Raw genomic sequence first — 15,052 nt, 5'->3', positions numbered from 1 at the left:
TCCTAACGAATTCGGTTGTGCCGCAAGGAGAAACGTCGATCAGTCCGCGATCCAGGATCCGTGGATGCCGCCGGGCACGTGCCGGGGCAGTTCGACGACCGCGACCGGCGGCGCGGTGAAGTCGTGGGCGTCGAGAACGAGCAGCTCCGACGCCTTGCCCGCGCGGTCGCCGACGAGGGTGAGCAGGTAGCCGTCGTCTTCGCCCGTGGCGTCGGTGGCTGGGACGAAAACGGCTTCACCGGGGATACGGCCCGCACCGGTCGGGGCCAGCAGGCGTGCGCCGGTGTCGTTGTCGTACTTGACGATTCCGACCCCGTCGTATCCGGAGCCGGGGTAGGCGACCGCGTAGCTGTAGCGGTTGCGGCGCCCGAGGTACTCGTGGTTGATGGTCGGGAATTCGGTGACCAGCGAGTCCATCATTTCCTCGCGTGCGGTGGTCTGCCCGGGGTCGAGGACCCAGCGGTACTGAAGAGCCCCGGCGACCGGGTCGGTCGAGTATCCGGGTGCGCCGATCCACCACTTCCACGTCGTCTCCCAGGCCGACCGGTCCAGCCGAGGGCCTTCCACGACAACCCGCCCGGCGGCGTCCTCGTAGGCATTCGAAACATGCAGCATCGCACTGGGTTCCACGTCGAACCAGCGCACCGGACCGGTGCTGGTGCGGGGCAGGATACCCATGCGTGCCTGGTAGGCGTCGTCCCACCGGTAAGGGATGCCGGAGGTTTCGGCGAGGTTGAAGGTCACCGACAGGTCCAGCCACACCGCGTAGTGCTCGGTGATCGCGAAGTCGTGCATCAGCGACGGGCCCGCCCCCTCGACGACCTGCTGGTGACGGATGTCGCCGTCGGCGGAGGCGATGTAGTAGATCAGGTGCGGCGCGACCGGGGAGTAGGCGAAGAAATGCAGTTCACCGGTGACCGGGTCCACCTTCGGGTGCGCGGTCATCGCGGTTTTCAGCTTCCCGCCGAAGTCGTAGGCGCCGACCGTATCCAGCTCCGGAGTCACCTCGAACGGCAGGTTCGACTCCTGCAGCGCCAGGATGCGGCCGGCGTGCTCGATGATGTGGGTGCCCGCCACACTGGCGGTCAAATCGATGCTGCCGTCCTCGCGGATATAGGGTGCGCCGTCGAGGGCGGGCGTCTTCACCCACCGGTTGCGATACCACTCGGCCTGACCGTCACGCAGCCGCAAGCCGTGCAGCATGCCCGCGCCTTTGAACCAATGTGTCGGTGTGTCACCGGGTTTCGGGTTGTGGCCGTTGCGGAAGTAGCGGCCGTTCAGTTCGGTGGGGATGGTCCCGCGCACCGGCAGGTTGTGCGCGGTCACCTCGTCCGGCACGGGCCGGTAGTGGCCGGTCAGGTAGGGCTTGGCAAGCGTGGTGTCGCTGTTCATCGGGTTTCCTCGTGATTCGGTCGAGCGGCAGGGGTGCGTTCCGAGCTATCCGGCAGTGCCCTCGATGTGGGCCTTCAGCAGTTCCAGTCCGGGCTGGATCCGTGCCGGGTGTTCGACCGGGTGCGGGCCGGGCGGCTCGGTGTCGGGGATCAGCCGCTGGAACAGCCGGCAGAACAGGGTGGTCCCGTCGCCGAGGTCGAAGGTGGTGAAGGTGGCGATGGCGTGCATCGCCCGGGCCAGGGCACCGTCGTCGAGCACGTCGCGGCCGACCACCGTCCACAGCTTGCCGGGCACCCGCGCCACCACGGTGTATTCCTTCGGCTTCTCGTTCAATTCCGGAAAGATGTACTCGAGCAGCACATCCCCGAGTTCGGCAGGGACGCCTTCCGTGCCGCGCCGCACCTCGGTTCCCGACGCGAATGGCAGCCACTTCGGCAGATTCGACCAGGTCGTCGCCCAGTCGTAGACGACCTGCGCGGGGCGGTCGACGACGATGTGGTTCTCGACGAACCGGATGTTCAGGTTGTCCGGGATCTGGGGCACGTACAGGTCAGACATGATCTCTCCTTGTCGGTTGGGCACGGAACCCTCAGGTCCCGCCTTCTGGTCGGTGGGTAGGCCGCTATCCGGCGTGGTGTGCGCCGGTCATCAGGGCGGCGAGGTCTTCGGGATGTAGGAACGACGGTGGCGGTGGCGGGCCCCAGCTGAACAGGCCCTGGGCGCCGGTGAAAACCTCCGGGGTCCAGAGTTGGTCGTCGATGATCGTGTCCATGTCGGAGTAGTACTCGGAGAAGTTGCCTGCTGGATCCTTGAGGTACCAGAAGAAATTCGAGCCCGCGTGGTGGCGCCCGAGCCCCCAGACGTGTCGCTGCGGGTTGCCTTCGAGCATGGCGGTGGCGCCGCGGCCGACGTCGTCGATGTCGTCGAGCTGCCACGAGGTGTGGTGCAGGAAGTTGACCGGCGCTTTGAGCACCAGCACGTTGTGGTGGTCGGTGGAACAGCGCAGGAACGCGCCTTCGCCCTGGATCTCGTCGGAAAGCTTGAAACCCAGGCCCTCGACGAAGAAGCGCCGGGTCGCCGCGTAGTCCACCGAGCCGAGTACCGCGTGGCCGAGCTTGCGCGGGCGGATCGGATCCTCGCGCAGCACACCGGGAGCGCGGGTGCCGCTGCGTTCGATGCGGCCGGGCCCGTTGTACGGGGTCGCCGGTGTGACGGGTTGGCTGAGGTGGTTCGAGATCCCTACCACGGCACGGAAATTGGCGATCGGTTCGGTGGTGGCGACCGAGTCGGCGGTGCGCTGCACCGGCAGGCCGAGCTTGTGCAGGCGGGCGGCCACCGCGTCGAGATCGTCGGAATCGTCTGCGCCGATGACGATTTCGGCCAGCCGCCGGGACGGTGCGCGGATGAGCCGGAGTTGGTCGCCGCCGTCGCGGGTGGACAGCCAGCCATCGGGTCGGGGTGCGAGCCCGAATTCGGTGTAGTAGTCGCGTGTCGCGGCCGGGTCGGGCACGCCGATCGTGACCGAGGACAGTCGGTGCAAAGCCATTGTCTCTCCAGGGAATTCGGGATCAGTGCCCGGCGACCATCAGGTGACGCATCTCGCCGACGCCTCGCACGTAACTGACCAGTTCGTCGCCGGGGGCGAGATAGCGCTGCGGGGTGCGGCCCAACCCGACACCGGCGGGGGTGCCGGTGAAGATGACATCGCCGGGCAGCAGCGGCGTGATCGCCGACAGCCGCGCGATCAGCTCGGGGACCGGGAAGACCATGTCGGAGGTCCGGCCCTTCTGCATCTGCTCGCCGTTGATCAGGCAGCCCAGTTCCAGATCGTCGGGGTCGTTGAACTCGTCCGGGGTGACCAGCACCGGTCCGATCGGCCCGAAGCCCGGATAGGACTTGCCCATGCTGAACTGGGCCGCCGGGCCCGCCTGCTGCCGGACACGTTCCGAAATGTCCTGGCCCACAGCGACACCCGCGACGTAGCGCCACGCGTCCGCGGCGGCGACGCGATGCGCCGGGCGGCCGAGCACGACGACCAGCTCGACCTCCCAGTCCACCTTGCCCGGCACCAGCGTGATCGTTCCGTACGGACCGGCCAGCGAGGTCACGAACTTGGTGAACACCGGCGGCTCTTCGGGCACCGTGAACGACGACTCCGCGGCGTGGTCGGCGTAGTTGAGGCCGATGGCGAATATCTGCCGGGGGCTCGGGGCCGGATTGCCGAATTTCGTTGCCGGAACGTCCGATAGCGGTATGCCCGCCTCGGTGACGGTCGTGCAGAACTCGAGCAGTTCGTCCCAGAGCTCGTAGGCGTCCTGGATATACGGGCCGAACCGGCCGCGGCTGGCGCGGGTGATGTCGATGACGGTGTCGGACGCGGTGATCAACGACAACCGGCCCGAGATGGTGGCGAAACGCATGGTGTGAACTCCTGACTGGTGTGAAAGGTCATCGCTGGGACACGGAGTTGCCGTGGCCGCCGAACACGAGCACGTCGTGGCCTTCGAGCACGGTACGGACGGAATCCGTGGTGAGGACGGTCCCGCCGCGGAGCACCGACGGACGGTGCAGGGTGCGCGAGCTCATGGCAACTCCTCGAATGACGGTGCTCAGCAAGGGTTTCCGGCTCTCGATCCGCCGAGCGGTGACACTTTCGAAACTAGACGCAAACTTTCGAAAGTTCAAGAGATATTCGTAAACTGCTAGAGTGTGCGCATGGCGAAGAGCGGCGGGACGACCCGCACCGACGGCATCCACCAGGCGTTGCGGGCCGACATCCTCGGTGGTCGGCTGGTGCCGGGCGAACGGCTCAAGTTCCCGGACCTGGCCGACCGCTACCAGGTGAGCGTCGGCGCCACCCGCGAGGTATTGACCCGGCTGGTCGCCGAGGGATTGGTGGTGACGAAAGCACATCAGGGCTACCAGGTCCGGCCGCTGTCGCATCGAGACCTGGCAGAGCTGACGCAGGCGCGAGCGGAGATAGAATCCCTGGTCCTACGGCTATCCGTACTGGAGGGCGATATGCCCTGGGAGGCCGAGGCCGTTGCGGCACACCACCTTCTGGAACGCACGCCATACCGGGACCCGGCGGATCCGGACCGGCTGACCGACGAATGGTCGCAAGCCCACGCCGCCTTCCACCACGCGCTGCTGACGGGCTGCGCCAACCAGCGGCTGCTCGACACGGCGCGGTCGCTGCGGCAGGAGGCCGAGCTGTACCGGCAGTGGTCGGTGTCCCTGGGTAACGAACCCGGCCGCGACGTGGCCGCCGAACACCGGGCACTGCTCGACGCCGTGCTCGCCCGCGACGCCGACCACGCACAGCAACTACTGCGCGACCACATCACACACACCACCCAACTACTGATCAGCTGCGCAACCGACCAACCGAACCGGACGAATGATTGAAAGATCTTCGAATCAGGGGTGATCGAAAAGTGTGACTACGCTCTGCGGTGCGTCCCGGCCGTAGAAGATCTCCAGGTTCTGCGCCGAGCGGCCCGCGACCTCGCTACTACGCAGGAATAGCCGCTTTTCGTACGCGGCGAAAGCGACCTCGATGTCGAGTTGCTCGACCAGCTCGCCGGCCAAGTCGGCGCCGTCGTACATGGCGAGGTTCGCGCCCTCGCCGGCAAAGGGCGACATCAGATGGGCGGCGTCGCCAACGAGCGTCACACCCGGTGTCCGGTCCCAGCTGAGCCCGACGGGAAGGGCATAGATGGGTCGCAGCAACGGTTTTGCATCGCTCTCGGTCACGAAGGCGGTGAGCAGCGGTGACCAGCCGTCGAACTCCTTGCAGACTTGACGGAGGCCAGCGGACGGGTCGCCGAAGTCGATAGACCGCATCCATTCCTCGGGCTTGTTCAGCATCACGTAGCCGCGCACGAGCCCGTTGGCGTAGCGATGGACGGTGATGCCTTTGCCCGGCGCGGCCGCAATCAGCGTGCCGCTGCCGATCGCGGCCACGCTGGCCCGATGGTTCGGATCGCCTGCGGTCAGGGCGATCTCGATGAAGCAGGTGCCGCTGTAGCGAGGCGTGGCGGGGGTTAGCAGCGGACGCACCGTCGACCAGGCGCCGTCCGCGCCGATGACGATGTCGGCGCGCGCGGCGGAACCGTTCGCGAAGGTGAGGTCGCAACCGCCCGCCGGACGTTGCCGGATCGAGGTGAGCTTGTGCCCCCACCTGATCGTCTCGGGCAGCAGCGAGTCCATGAGCAGGCGCCTGAGTTCGCCACGATCCACCTCCGGACGGGCCGAACCGGGGTCTGCGGGCCTGTCGAACAGGATCGTGCCGTCGCGGTCGACCACGCGCTTGGCGTCCTCGCCCGGAAGGATCAGCGTGCGGAACTCGTCGTACAGACCGGCTGCGCGAAGTGCGACCTGTCCGGTCTCTTCGTGGATGTCGAGCAGGCCGCCCTGCACGCGGGTCGTCGCCGAAGCCTCGCCCTCGTAGATCGTGACGGCAACGCCGTGAGCCTGAAGCACCCGGGCAAGCGTCAACCCGCCCAAGCCCGCTCCGACAATCGCGATGGTCTTCCGCATGATGCGCTCCTCTGTTGCACCGGCAAACGCCGGTGCTGGTCAGCGCCGGGAGCGGGCGGGATGCCCGATCTCGGCAAGGGAGACGCTCATCGAACAGAACCATCCTGCATCGATGTATGCGCGATGTTCGGCGGGCGTGAGACCCTGCGGAGCATCGTTTTTCGCGACCTCAACACTCTATCTCGGCATCCGCCTCGCCGGCGACCTGGGCCGGTGGATGGTCCGCCCCGCACGCCACCCAGCACCCAAGCGCGTCGAGCATGTGCTTGTCAGCGAACCGGCCACCTTCACTGACGGCCGACACTCTGGAGAGGCGGCAGGCTCTCGGGAATGAATCTCAGGGTCTTGTGGCTGTCGATCAGGTCGGGTGATCACAGCTGCCCGGCTCCGTGTATGCAGATTTGAGGGAGTGTCAGCACAATGTCGGTCACACAGCCTGCCGCCGAGCGCGTGCGCGTTTCCGCGGAACCCGACTGGTATGAGTCGGCGGGCATTTCGCTCGGCGTTCGGGTCGGGAACTTGGTCTTCACCTCGGGGCAAGCGCCGATTGATGCCCAGGGCGCCACGGTCGGCGCGGGGGACTTCGAGAGCCAAGTTCGTCAGGCGCTGGCGAACCTCTCGACGGTCCTCACCAACGCGGGCTCCAGTCTCGCCGAGGTAGTCAAGGCCACCGTGTTCGTCACCGACATCACACAGCAGGACATCTTCGCGAAGTTGCGTGCCGAACACTTCCCGGGCAAGCCGCACCTTGCGGAGTCGTTCGTGGAGGTCTCCGCACTCGCTGACCCTGAGTGGATGATCGAGATCGAGGCCATCGGGCTCGTCCGGTGATGCGGGGTACTACCCGCTCGTCGGCGGGCTTACGATCCAAGCCAACGGCGAATCGCTGAGATGTAGGCCCTCGTGGCCACTGCTCGGAAGTTCCTCAGCGCCTTGACCGTCACTCAACTTCGTTCCCGCGCTGGTAGATGAAGCTCTGACCAGGGGGCGTGCGCGACCGCGAAATGACCGCTCGTCACCGCACCGGCGCACGCCCTTCGACCTCACTGGGGCGCGATGGAATGAGACCCTAGATCGCCTGGCAGACGCTGCCGGTATTGATGCCGGTGCCGACGGTGAGCATGATGCTCTTGGAGTCGTTGCTCTGCGTGATCACGATCTCGTGGGTGCCGACCGTGGCCGGCGTCCATCGCGCCACCTGCGTGGTGTTGCCGCCCGGCGTGATGGCGAACCGGAGGCCGTTGTCGTAGAAATTCATGCCCTCGGGATCGGTGCCGTTGGCGACGACGCTGTAGGTGCAACCGGTGCCGTAACCGGTGCCGATGACACCGCTGGCGATCACCACCTGAATGCCGATCTCGGCGGACGCGGCGGGGGCGTTCCAGGCCACGCCAACGGCGGCCAGCGCGATCGTGACCGACATGGACCTACGCAGATTTCGCATCGAGTACCGACTCCTTTGGATTGGTGACTGAACGCCAGTCGTGCTGCCAGACAACGGCCCTGGACAGCTGCCCGCATTTCTGACGTCGTGCGGGCCCGGGTGTGATGATCCAGGGCATCGCACGGCATGTGCCGACGTTCGGCAGGTCTCCTGTCCAGGACAGCTGAACCAACGTATCGATATCCGAGCGATCCCCCCAGCCCCTACTTTTGCGGGCGCAGACCCGGCGCGACCGCTGTGTAGTGTCACCGCACGTGGCGCCGGATGTGACCTAGAATGTCGTTGTCTTCCAACTGAATACGAGCGAAACCTCATTACCGCGGCGGCGCCCGCGCAGGCTTCGAGCGTCCCGAGGATCGCCGAGCGCCCCGCCGGTAGCGGGCGGTCTCCTCAGAGCCGTGCATCACCCCCGGCGGTTCGGCATGACCGCGTATAGCAGCAGCGCCCCGGAATCGGTAGTGGCTACTTCCAGGAGAATGAGGTGAGCGTTTCTGTCCGGGGATCGATGTCCGCTAACGTGGGCGGCTATCTGGTTGGCCCGGTCGACGGACGACCCGTGTCCAATGGATCCTCGGCACGCCTCTTTGGCCACGACGCAGCAGTGGGTGGGCGAAACCCTCAGGCGGAACGGCAATTTCGGGTCAGGACAGCACGGCTTCGATCAGGTGCGGTCCTGGTTCTCGGGTCGCGGCGGCGAACTGGTCGGCGAGTTGTTCGGCTGTGGTGGCGCGGGTCGCGGGCATTCCCATGCCGTGGCTGAGGGCGACGAAGTCGAGATCCGGATGGGAGAGGTCGAGCATTCGGGTGGAAGCGCTGCCATTGCCTTGTGCGCCGACGCGATCGAGTTCCGAGCGCAGGATGGCGTAGGACTTGTTGTTGAGCACGACGGTGGTGATGTCCAGGTTTTCCCGGGCTTGGGTCCATAGGGCGGAAATGGTGTACATGGCGCTGCCGTCGGCCTCCAGGCACACGACCGGTCGATCGGGACAGGCCACCGCGGCACCGACCGAGAGTGGAAGGCCTTGGCCGACAGCCAATCCGACCAGTCCGAGTGCGTCGTGGGCAGGTGCGCCCGCGGTGGCCGCCGCCAACGTCTGCATGCCCGCGGTGATCGATTCGTCGCAGACGATCGCGTCCGGTGGCAGCAGTCCGCCGATGACCCACGCCCAGTTGGCTTGGGTGAGTACACCTTTGGGCAGGGCGGTGCGAGTCGCGGGTGCGGGGCGGGGTTTCAGCTCCGGTGCGATCCGGTCGGCGATACTGGTCAGGCCGGAGAGAATCGGGGTGAACTCGTCAGCAAGGACGTGCAGATCGATTCCCGCGGGAACGAGGTTTCCGTCCTGGCCGGGATAGCCGAAAGACGCTACGGGCGAACGGGCTCCGGCCAGTATCAGATGACGCACTCCCGCCATCTGGGCGCGCACGTCTTCGCTGCGGTAGGCGAGCGGAGCCACCGTCGGTATTCCCGCTCCTCGACGCAGCGCTGCGGGCCAGGTCGGACAGAACAGGAGTGTTCCGGTGGCCTGGGCGATGCGGTCGGCCGCGTTGAGCCCGTCCTCGGTGAGCGCGTCGCCGTCGAGCAGCAGGGCGGTCTTTTCGCCGGAACGCAGGATCTTCTCCGCGGCGTCGGAGGCGACGACGGCATCCCGGGCAGGCCGGTTCGGCAGTGCGGGCGCTGCCACGCCGCCCGTCGACCACGACAGGTCGGCGGGTACCACCACCGTCGCTATCGATCCGGAGGTACCGGTGCGCTGCGCGACCGAATCCTCGAATCCTCTCGTGGCGGCGATCGCGGCGGCGATGTCGCGGCCGAGTCCAGCGCTGTCGGCCGGACGGTACAGCCAGGCGGAGACCGATCCGGCGACCGCGTCGATGTCGGAGTCGAGCGGGGAATCGAGGGGTTTGTGGTCGCGCGAGTGGTCCCCGACAATATTGAGCACGGGGGTGCCGGCGCGGCGGGCGTTGTGGAGATTGGCCAGTCCGTTTCCGAGGCCGGGGCCGAGGTGCAGCAATGTCGCCGCAGGCCGTCGCGTCATGCGGCCGTATCCGTCTGCCGCGCCGGTCGCGACCCCCTCGAACAGGCAGAGGATGCCGCGCATCTGCGGGTATCGGTCCAGCGCGGCGACGAAGTGCATCTCCGATGTGCCCGGGTTACCGAAACATACTCGGACATCGCTGTCGAGCATCGTTTCGATGATTACTTCAGCGCCGTTCATTCTTTGCTCCAGTTGTTCCGCTTCACCAGCTCTTCCGCTCCTTGGCAGCGAACTATCCACCGATAACACCGGAGTCACCTGCCGAGGCCCCTGCCGCCGACCAGGAAACACCGTGCCGTAGCGGCACACTCAAACTCTGACTCCGCATGCGACAGAGCACATTTCACGCCGATTGAAGGTCGGACCTGTTGACCTTGCCGTTGCGGCACGGTCGAAACTGTCGTCCGAGCGTCGGATGGTTCGAGGGTTTCTTCGACATGGCCGAGGCGCATCGATCACGAAAGGCCCATAACTGTATGACTCGGAATTCGTCGGTTGTCGTGTTAATCCCCGGAGCTTGGCAGGGCGGCTGGGCGTGCAGCCGGTGGCTCGACGCCTTGTCGCGACGGCATAGCCCATCGGCGATTCGGACCGGCAAGATCATCAATTTTACCAACTTGACCACGCCGTAGCAGCAAGTTGTGTACTCCCGCAATGGGTTTCCACGACGACCATTTCCACGACGACCAGGAGTCATCATGAATGAGTATCCCGCTCCACCTTCGGTATCGCAGGACCGGCAATTCGTTCTCGGTCAGCATCTTCGCTTGTCCATCCTCATCTCGGCCCAGGAAACCGGTGGCCAATTCGACCTGAGCGATGTCACGTTGCCCGGTGGGGCGTGGACTCCGTTGCATCTGCATACTCGCTACGAGGAGCGGCTCTGGGTGGTCTCCGGTGCTCTGACCGTGTGGTCGGGACCCGACACGTTCACCCTGGGGCCGGGCGACTTCTACGCGATTGCGAAGAATACTCCGCACACCATCAATGCCGGTCCTGATGGTGCACGTGCGCTCAATCTGACCAATCCCGGTAAGTTCGCTGAACTCATCAGCAGGACTGGCACACCTGCGCACTTGGCGACGTCGGAGACCGAATGGGATATGGCATTGTTCCAAGCGGTGACCGACGAATTCGGCGACGTTATACTCGGCCCGCCCGGAATGACCCCGGCCGAGCTGGATTCGACGGCGCGTCAATAACGGGTCCGCGCACCGTCGGACCACGGTGTCCCCTCGGATCCGAGGGGCGACCGGCATGTTTGCGCCGATTTCTGACGCGGCATAGTCGATCGGTAATTCGGGTGGGCGCTCACCGCCATGACCGAGTTCGTCCGGTCAGGTCGACTTGACCCTGCCGTGGCGGCAGGGTGTGCACTCCCCACCAGCGAGCGTTCTCGTGCGACAGCGGGACGGCTGAAACATTTCTGGGAGCAACGAACTGATGTGGAGACTCCGGTGACCGAGAGTGAAGACCTGCCGACCAATTGGGGGAGATGGGGCGAGCACGACGAGCGGGGCACCCTCAATCTGATCACCGCCGAGGTGCGGGCCGCCGCAGTCGCCGAGGCGCGCAGCGGGCGGACCGTGTCGATCTCGCGGCCCATGCCGACGTCACCCTTGGTCGCCGGGCCCGGCGCGCCTCTGGGCGCGGACTCGATCGGGGTGATGCAGGCGGGGCTGTTCACCGGTACCGCCCCGCTGGCTACGGCCGAACTGGTCATCATGATGACGCACCATCCCGAAGTGACACACTTCGACTCCCTGGTGCATCAGGTCGTGGACGGCAAGGTGTACCCGGGGATCGCGTTGGAGCAGGCCGGTGGTGCGGAGGGCTACCGGCACGGGTCCACCGCGATATTCGCCCACGGTGTGGTAACCCGCGGCGTCCTGGTCGATCTGGCCGCCGATGGCCCATTGCCCGACGGCCACGGGGTGACCGGCGCGGAGCTCGAGCAGGCATGTGTGCGGGCCGGGGTGCAGGTGCGTAGTGGGGATGCGTTGGTGGTGCGGGGCGGCTGGGACTATGCGGCCAGCCGGCACCGGCGTATTCCGGGTCTGACTCTTGACGCGGTCGCCTGGATGCACCGGCATGACGTGGCTGTCTATGCCGGTGACATCGGCGACGGGCGTCCGCCGGTCGATCCCCGCGTTCCCGGTCCGTTGCACCGAGTGGCTCTGGCTCGCTTGGGGATGCCCTTGATCGATGTCGCGGACCCTGCCGAGCTGGCGGTCGCTTGTGTCGAGGAGGGCCGGTCGACCTTCCTGTTCGTTGCCGCGCCGCCGAGGCTCGGTGCCGCGAGCGGCGTGCCGGTCAATCCGCTCGCCATCTTCTGAAGAAGAGACTGTTTGTGAGTTTGATCGGTGGCTCCGTGTTTCCGGTGCGGTCCGATATTCCGGCTGCGGCAGGCTGACCTCGGCCGGGGCAGCTCGGTCAGCACGGTCGGGATGTTCCGCTGGTTGGAAGACGCATGCTATGAGTTGCTGGGTTGACTGTGCCGCAGCGACACAGTGTCTGCTGGTGAGGTGTGTTCGCGGCGGGCGGATCTGGTTCCGAAGGAGGGATTGTGATGGCTTGGAGTACGCGTGAGATCGCCGATCTTGCCGGCACCAGCGTGCGGGCGGTGCGGCACTATCACGAGATCGGCTTGCTGGCCGAGCCCGAGCGGCGGTCCAACGGTTACAAGCTCTACGGTGTGCCGCACCTGGTGCGCCTGCTGCGGATAAAACGCCTTGTCGATCTGGGTTTCTCGCTGGCCCGGATCGCGGAGATGGGCGATATGACCCACCATCCCGAACAGGCGCTGCGCACATTGGATGCCGAGCTCGCGGCGACCGTCGAACGACTGCAACGGATCCGCACCGAACTGGCCCTGAGCCTGAGCCAGGCCACACCGACCGACCTGCCGACCCCATTGGCTACGGCCGCCGTCGAAGTGGACCTGTCCGACGCCGATCGCGCACTGGCTGTCGTGCTGACCCGCGTGCTGAGCCCCGCGACGCTGGATGCTTACGCCGACATGCTGCAGTCGTACTTCACCCACCCTGCGGTCACCGAATTCGGCCGGTTGCCCGCCGATGCCGACGAGTGTGTCCGGCATGAATGCGCGGAGCGACTGGCCCGGCTCGTGCGTCAGCTGTTCGGTAGTCATCCGGACCTGAAGGACCTCACCGTCGGGGCGCCGCGTGGGGCACGGGTCGCCACGGAAACGATCGGCCTGGCTCTGAACGAGCTATACACCCCCGTTCAGCTCGATGTGCTCCGCCGCCTCGCCGAGCTGCTGGCCGCGAGTTCCAGCGGGGAGCACTGACCGGACTGTGCAATTCAGCCACCAACCCCGGGAGAGAACTCGGTGGGTTGATCCAGACCGAGCCGGATCAGGTTGCTGATCGAGTGGGATTGCGTAAGTGCTTCGACGGAGTCGAGATCCAATCGGGAGAGATAATCCGGGATTCCGCTGGTGTGCTGCAACAGATTTCGGACGGTTACCCGATTACCGTCGCCGCCGGGTCCGGTGACGATGCCGGGGAGATAGCGCGCCACGGGAGCGTCGAGTTCCACGCGGTTCTCCGCGACCAGTTGCAGCACGACCGAGGCGACGAATGTCTTGGTATTGCTCGCGATCCGCGCTCGGGCGGCGGCGGGGAAGACGGCTCCGGTGGTCGTGTCGGCCACACCGCTGGTGAGTTGGACATCACGGCCGTCGCGGGTGAGCACCAACTGCGCTCCGGGAACACCGGCGTCGCGCACGAGCTGATCCAGCAGTGCCTGCAGACGTGTGGGGGATTTCGGTATGCCGCCGTCGGCACACGCACCGATCCCGGCGGGTACGGCCAGCACAAGGACTGCCGCCACGGCGAGGGGCCACTTCAATTCTCTTTACCTCCAACAGATTCCGACCGTACCCAAGAAGTCCTGCATCGCCGAATTTCCATTCGAAGAGTCAGAGGTCGGGTTTGCGGACGAGGACGAGTCGTCCCAGTGGATTGTCGATGATCTCGGGGCGTTCGAACCCGGCTGTAGTTGCCTCGGCGGCGAGGGCTTGCGCGGACAGCCCGAAGGCAGCGTCCTGCTGCCGGAAGAACAGCCGGTCGAGCACAGTGCGGAGAGCCGGTTCGCCCGACGGCAGCGGTGGGAAGTCCTCTTGCATCAGCAGCAGACCGCCCGGGCGCAGTGCGCGCAGGATGACCGCGAGGGTGGCGGCGCGGGCGTCGGTGGTGAAAAAGGCTTGCGCCCAATAACACACAGGGAAGGCGGCTTCGTAGGTCAGGACACGGGCGTCGACGGTTCGGATCTCCACGCGGTCGGCGACATCGGCGTCTTCGGCGCGGCGGCGAAGCTCGGCAGCGACCTCCGGGACGACTTCGACTCCGACGGCGCGCAGTGTGTCGAACAGTGACAGCGTCGTCAGGAGCCCACCTCCTATTCCACTGCCGACGTCGAGCACGGGACCGCCCTGGTCGAGTCGGTCCCGAAATTCCGGTAGCGACTGGAACAGGAGCCGGTACAGCTGCTGTGCCCCGCCGTCGGGCCGCACGCCCCAGTCGCGGGCGAGGACCAGCGCGTGCTCCCCGGCGAGGCCGGGCGGGCCGGCGATCGGCCGCACCGCCCGCCCGACCTGGTGCCGTGCCAGGTCCAGCGCATCGAGTACGGCCGACATCTCGATGCCGGACACGCCCGCAACAAGAGCATCGAAGGTGGCGGTCAGCCGAAACGAGGCCTCGTCGGCCTCCACTATTCCGGCCACGGTGAACACTGCCAGGACATTCAAAGCCTGCTCGACCGCAACGCCCTGTGCGGCGGCTAGTTCCGCAGAGGTGGTCGCTGCGCGCAGCTGGTCGAGCCAACCCGCCTCGTGGGCGGATCGAACGAGCTCGAGCAGTTCCATACCCTCGGCCCAGCTCTTCAGAGCGGCTTTTGCCGCCAGTCCGGCCTGGATCCTGTCCACATCTTCTGTCTGTCCAACGTTTTCGTGCACTGCCACGTCCTCTCCACGGGAAATATCCGCCGACACCGGATGCTCACCGAACCCGGTCACAGTTCAGAACACACCCAGCCGCAGCGGCACACTCAACCTCGACTTCGCATGTGCTAGTGCGCATTTGCGTCAACTGACCGCTCCGCTGTGGGGCACCCGAAACTGTCGTTACTCGAGGTGCGGTACCAGAGGGTGTGGGCGTCGATTCGCTGGGTGCCCGGCGTGACCGCGGCGTCTTGACCGTGCCCCAACGGCATGCCAGACAGTGTCGTTTGGGGACAGGACATATAGGAGTCGAATTTTCATGTACGACGTCATCGTGGTCGGCGCGCGCTGTGCTGGTTCACCATTGGCCATGCTGCTTGCCCGCCGCGGGCACCGGGTGCTGGTGGTCGACCGGAATGCTTTTCCCAGCGACACCTTCGCACCCGGGCTGCGGTAGCGAAAGTCGGGAACGCTGCCTGACCTGCTCGGCACTATCCGGATTCAACGAGCGCCGACAACCTGCAAACGTACGCCGGCCTCCGCCGAAAGGCGGACTGTTCCAGCCGTTCAGCGGGTGTCTGGCCGCCTGCCGGCCTGGCTACGCTTCGGTTCGATCGCGGTACCGGCACCTCGATGGGCTGCGGTCAGCTTCCTGCACGACGCAGCGAAATGCGG

Annotated in this window: 15 protein-coding genes and 1 pseudogene; 6 read left to right on the top strand and 10 right to left on the bottom strand. The window is 66.1% G+C overall.

Annotated elements, in window-relative coordinates; translation table 11 throughout:
- Positions 1 to 39: 39 nt before the first annotated feature.
- The 5 genes from ACFWF1_RS13200 to ACFWF1_RS13180 form a co-directional block, all read right to left on the bottom strand.
- Entirely contained in the window at positions 40 to 1,392 is a 1,353-nt protein-coding gene (locus tag ACFWF1_RS13200; protein ID WP_379284972.1) for a carotenoid oxygenase family protein, read from the bottom strand.
- A gap of 45 nt (positions 1,393 to 1,437) precedes the next feature.
- A complete protein-coding gene (locus ACFWF1_RS13195) occupies positions 1,438 to 1,950 on the bottom strand; it encodes an SRPBCC family protein (protein WP_379284973.1) in 513 nt (170 codons plus the stop codon).
- A 64-nt stretch (positions 1,951 to 2,014) separates the two neighbouring features.
- The gene (locus ACFWF1_RS13190; RefSeq protein WP_379284974.1) at positions 2,015 to 2,938 is read right to left on the bottom strand and encodes a VOC family protein; all 924 of its coding nucleotides are present in this window, start codon (positions 2,936 to 2,938) and stop codon (positions 2,015 to 2,017) included.
- Between the two features lie 22 nt (positions 2,939 to 2,960).
- Positions 2,961 to 3,812: a fumarylacetoacetate hydrolase family protein gene (locus tag ACFWF1_RS13185; RefSeq protein WP_379284975.1), complete on the bottom strand. Its 852-nt coding sequence runs from the start codon at positions 3,810 to 3,812 to the stop codon at positions 2,961 to 2,963.
- A 28-nt stretch (positions 3,813 to 3,840) separates the two neighbouring features.
- The gene (locus tag ACFWF1_RS13180) at positions 3,841 to 3,978 is read right to left on the bottom strand and encodes a hypothetical protein (RefSeq protein ID WP_379284976.1); all 138 of its coding nucleotides are present in this window, start codon (positions 3,976 to 3,978) and stop codon (positions 3,841 to 3,843) included.
- A gap of 129 nt (positions 3,979 to 4,107) precedes the next feature.
- Between ACFWF1_RS13180 and ACFWF1_RS13175 the strand changes: the two genes are divergently transcribed.
- Positions 4,108 to 4,800: a GntR family transcriptional regulator gene (locus ACFWF1_RS13175; RefSeq protein WP_379284977.1), complete on the top strand. Its 693-nt coding sequence runs from the start codon at positions 4,108 to 4,110 to the stop codon at positions 4,798 to 4,800.
- Between the two features lie 12 nt (positions 4,801 to 4,812).
- On the opposite strand, the gene ACFWF1_RS13170 is transcribed toward ACFWF1_RS13175, so the two are convergent.
- Positions 4,813 to 5,934: an FAD-dependent oxidoreductase gene (locus ACFWF1_RS13170; RefSeq protein WP_379284978.1), complete on the bottom strand. Its 1,122-nt coding sequence runs from the start codon at positions 5,932 to 5,934 to the stop codon at positions 4,813 to 4,815.
- Positions 5,935 to 6,354: 420 nt separating this feature from the next.
- On the opposite strand from ACFWF1_RS13170, the gene ACFWF1_RS13165 reads away from it, so the two are divergent.
- Positions 6,355 to 6,765, top strand: a complete 411-nt coding sequence (locus ACFWF1_RS13165; RefSeq protein WP_379284979.1) for a RidA family protein — start codon at positions 6,355 to 6,357, stop codon at positions 6,763 to 6,765.
- A gap of 238 nt (positions 6,766 to 7,003) precedes the next feature.
- On the opposite strand, the gene ACFWF1_RS13160 is transcribed toward ACFWF1_RS13165, so the two are convergent.
- On the bottom strand, positions 7,004 to 7,378 hold the full coding sequence (locus ACFWF1_RS13160) for a hypothetical protein (protein ID WP_379284980.1): 375 nt from the start codon (positions 7,376 to 7,378) through the stop codon (positions 7,004 to 7,006).
- A gap of 641 nt (positions 7,379 to 8,019) precedes the next feature.
- Positions 8,020 to 9,594 carry an acetolactate synthase large subunit gene (locus tag ACFWF1_RS13155; protein ID WP_379284981.1) on the bottom strand — a complete coding sequence of 525 codons (1,575 nt, stop codon included), beginning with the start codon at positions 9,592 to 9,594 and terminating at the stop codon, positions 8,020 to 8,022.
- A 518-nt stretch (positions 9,595 to 10,112) separates the two neighbouring features.
- Between ACFWF1_RS13155 and ACFWF1_RS13150 the strand changes: the two genes are divergently transcribed.
- From ACFWF1_RS13150 to ACFWF1_RS13140, 3 genes are all read left to right on the top strand, one after another.
- Positions 10,113 to 10,616, top strand: coding sequence for a cupin domain-containing protein (locus tag ACFWF1_RS13150; RefSeq protein WP_379284982.1), 504 nt, complete (start codon positions 10,113 to 10,115; stop codon positions 10,614 to 10,616).
- A 255-nt stretch (positions 10,617 to 10,871) separates the two neighbouring features.
- On the top strand, positions 10,872 to 11,750 hold the full coding sequence (locus ACFWF1_RS13145) for a cyclase family protein (protein WP_379284983.1): 879 nt from the start codon (positions 10,872 to 10,874) through the stop codon (positions 11,748 to 11,750).
- Between the two features lie 233 nt (positions 11,751 to 11,983).
- On the top strand, positions 11,984 to 12,724 hold the full coding sequence (locus ACFWF1_RS13140) for a MerR family transcriptional regulator (protein ID WP_379284984.1): 741 nt from the start codon (positions 11,984 to 11,986) through the stop codon (positions 12,722 to 12,724).
- Positions 12,725 to 12,738: 14 nt separating this feature from the next.
- On the opposite strand, the gene ACFWF1_RS13135 is transcribed toward ACFWF1_RS13140, so the two are convergent.
- Positions 12,739 to 13,287: a serine hydrolase domain-containing protein gene (locus tag ACFWF1_RS13135; RefSeq protein WP_379284985.1), complete on the bottom strand. Its 549-nt coding sequence runs from the start codon at positions 13,285 to 13,287 to the stop codon at positions 12,739 to 12,741.
- 70 nt (positions 13,288 to 13,357) lie between these two features.
- Positions 13,358 to 14,362, bottom strand: coding sequence for an SAM-dependent methyltransferase (locus ACFWF1_RS13130; protein ID WP_379284986.1), 1,005 nt, complete (start codon positions 14,360 to 14,362; stop codon positions 13,358 to 13,360).
- A gap of 334 nt (positions 14,363 to 14,696) precedes the next feature.
- Here ACFWF1_RS13130 and ACFWF1_RS13125 point away from each other — a divergent pair.
- Positions 14,697 to 14,819: pseudogene (locus ACFWF1_RS13125) on the top strand (FAD-dependent monooxygenase); the annotation flags it as partial.
- Positions 14,820 to 15,052 lie beyond the last annotated feature (233 nt).

Source organism: Nocardia sp. NPDC060255 (genome assembly GCF_042727395.1).
Classification (GTDB): Bacteria; Actinomycetota; Actinomycetes; order Mycobacteriales; family Mycobacteriaceae; genus Nocardia.
This window is presented reverse-complemented; position numbering and strand designations above follow the sequence as displayed.

What these genes read in the sequence shown, in the direction of transcription:
- ACFWF1_RS13200 (WP_379284972.1), bottom strand. Translation starts at nt 1,392, where the DNA reads ATGAACAGCGACACCACGCTTGCCAAGCCCTACCTGACCGGCCACTAC.
- ACFWF1_RS13195 (WP_379284973.1), bottom strand. Translation starts at nt 1,950, where the DNA reads ATGTCTGACCTGTACGTGCCCCAGATCCCGGACAACCTGAACATCCGG.
- ACFWF1_RS13190 (WP_379284974.1), bottom strand. Translation starts at nt 2,938, where the DNA reads ATGGCTTTGCACCGACTGTCCTCGGTCACGATCGGCGTGCCCGACCCG.
- ACFWF1_RS13185 (WP_379284975.1), bottom strand. Translation starts at nt 3,812, where the DNA reads ATGCGTTTCGCCACCATCTCGGGCCGGTTGTCGTTGATCACCGCGTCC.
- ACFWF1_RS13180 (WP_379284976.1), bottom strand. Translation starts at nt 3,978, where the DNA reads ATGAGCTCGCGCACCCTGCACCGTCCGTCGGTGCTCCGCGGCGGGACC.
- ACFWF1_RS13175 (WP_379284977.1), top strand. Translation starts at nt 4,108, where the DNA reads ATGGCGAAGAGCGGCGGGACGACCCGCACCGACGGCATCCACCAGGCG.
- ACFWF1_RS13170 (WP_379284978.1), bottom strand. Translation starts at nt 5,934, where the DNA reads ATGCGGAAGACCATCGCGATTGTCGGAGCGGGCTTGGGCGGGTTGACG.
- ACFWF1_RS13165 (WP_379284979.1), top strand. Translation starts at nt 6,355, where the DNA reads ATGTCGGTCACACAGCCTGCCGCCGAGCGCGTGCGCGTTTCCGCGGAA.
- ACFWF1_RS13160 (WP_379284980.1), bottom strand. Translation starts at nt 7,378, where the DNA reads ATGCGAAATCTGCGTAGGTCCATGTCGGTCACGATCGCGCTGGCCGCC.
- ACFWF1_RS13155 (WP_379284981.1), bottom strand. Translation starts at nt 9,594, where the DNA reads ATGAACGGCGCTGAAGTAATCATCGAAACGATGCTCGACAGCGATGTC.
- ACFWF1_RS13150 (WP_379284982.1), top strand. Translation starts at nt 10,113, where the DNA reads ATGAATGAGTATCCCGCTCCACCTTCGGTATCGCAGGACCGGCAATTC.
- ACFWF1_RS13140 (WP_379284984.1), top strand. Translation starts at nt 11,984, where the DNA reads ATGGCTTGGAGTACGCGTGAGATCGCCGATCTTGCCGGCACCAGCGTG.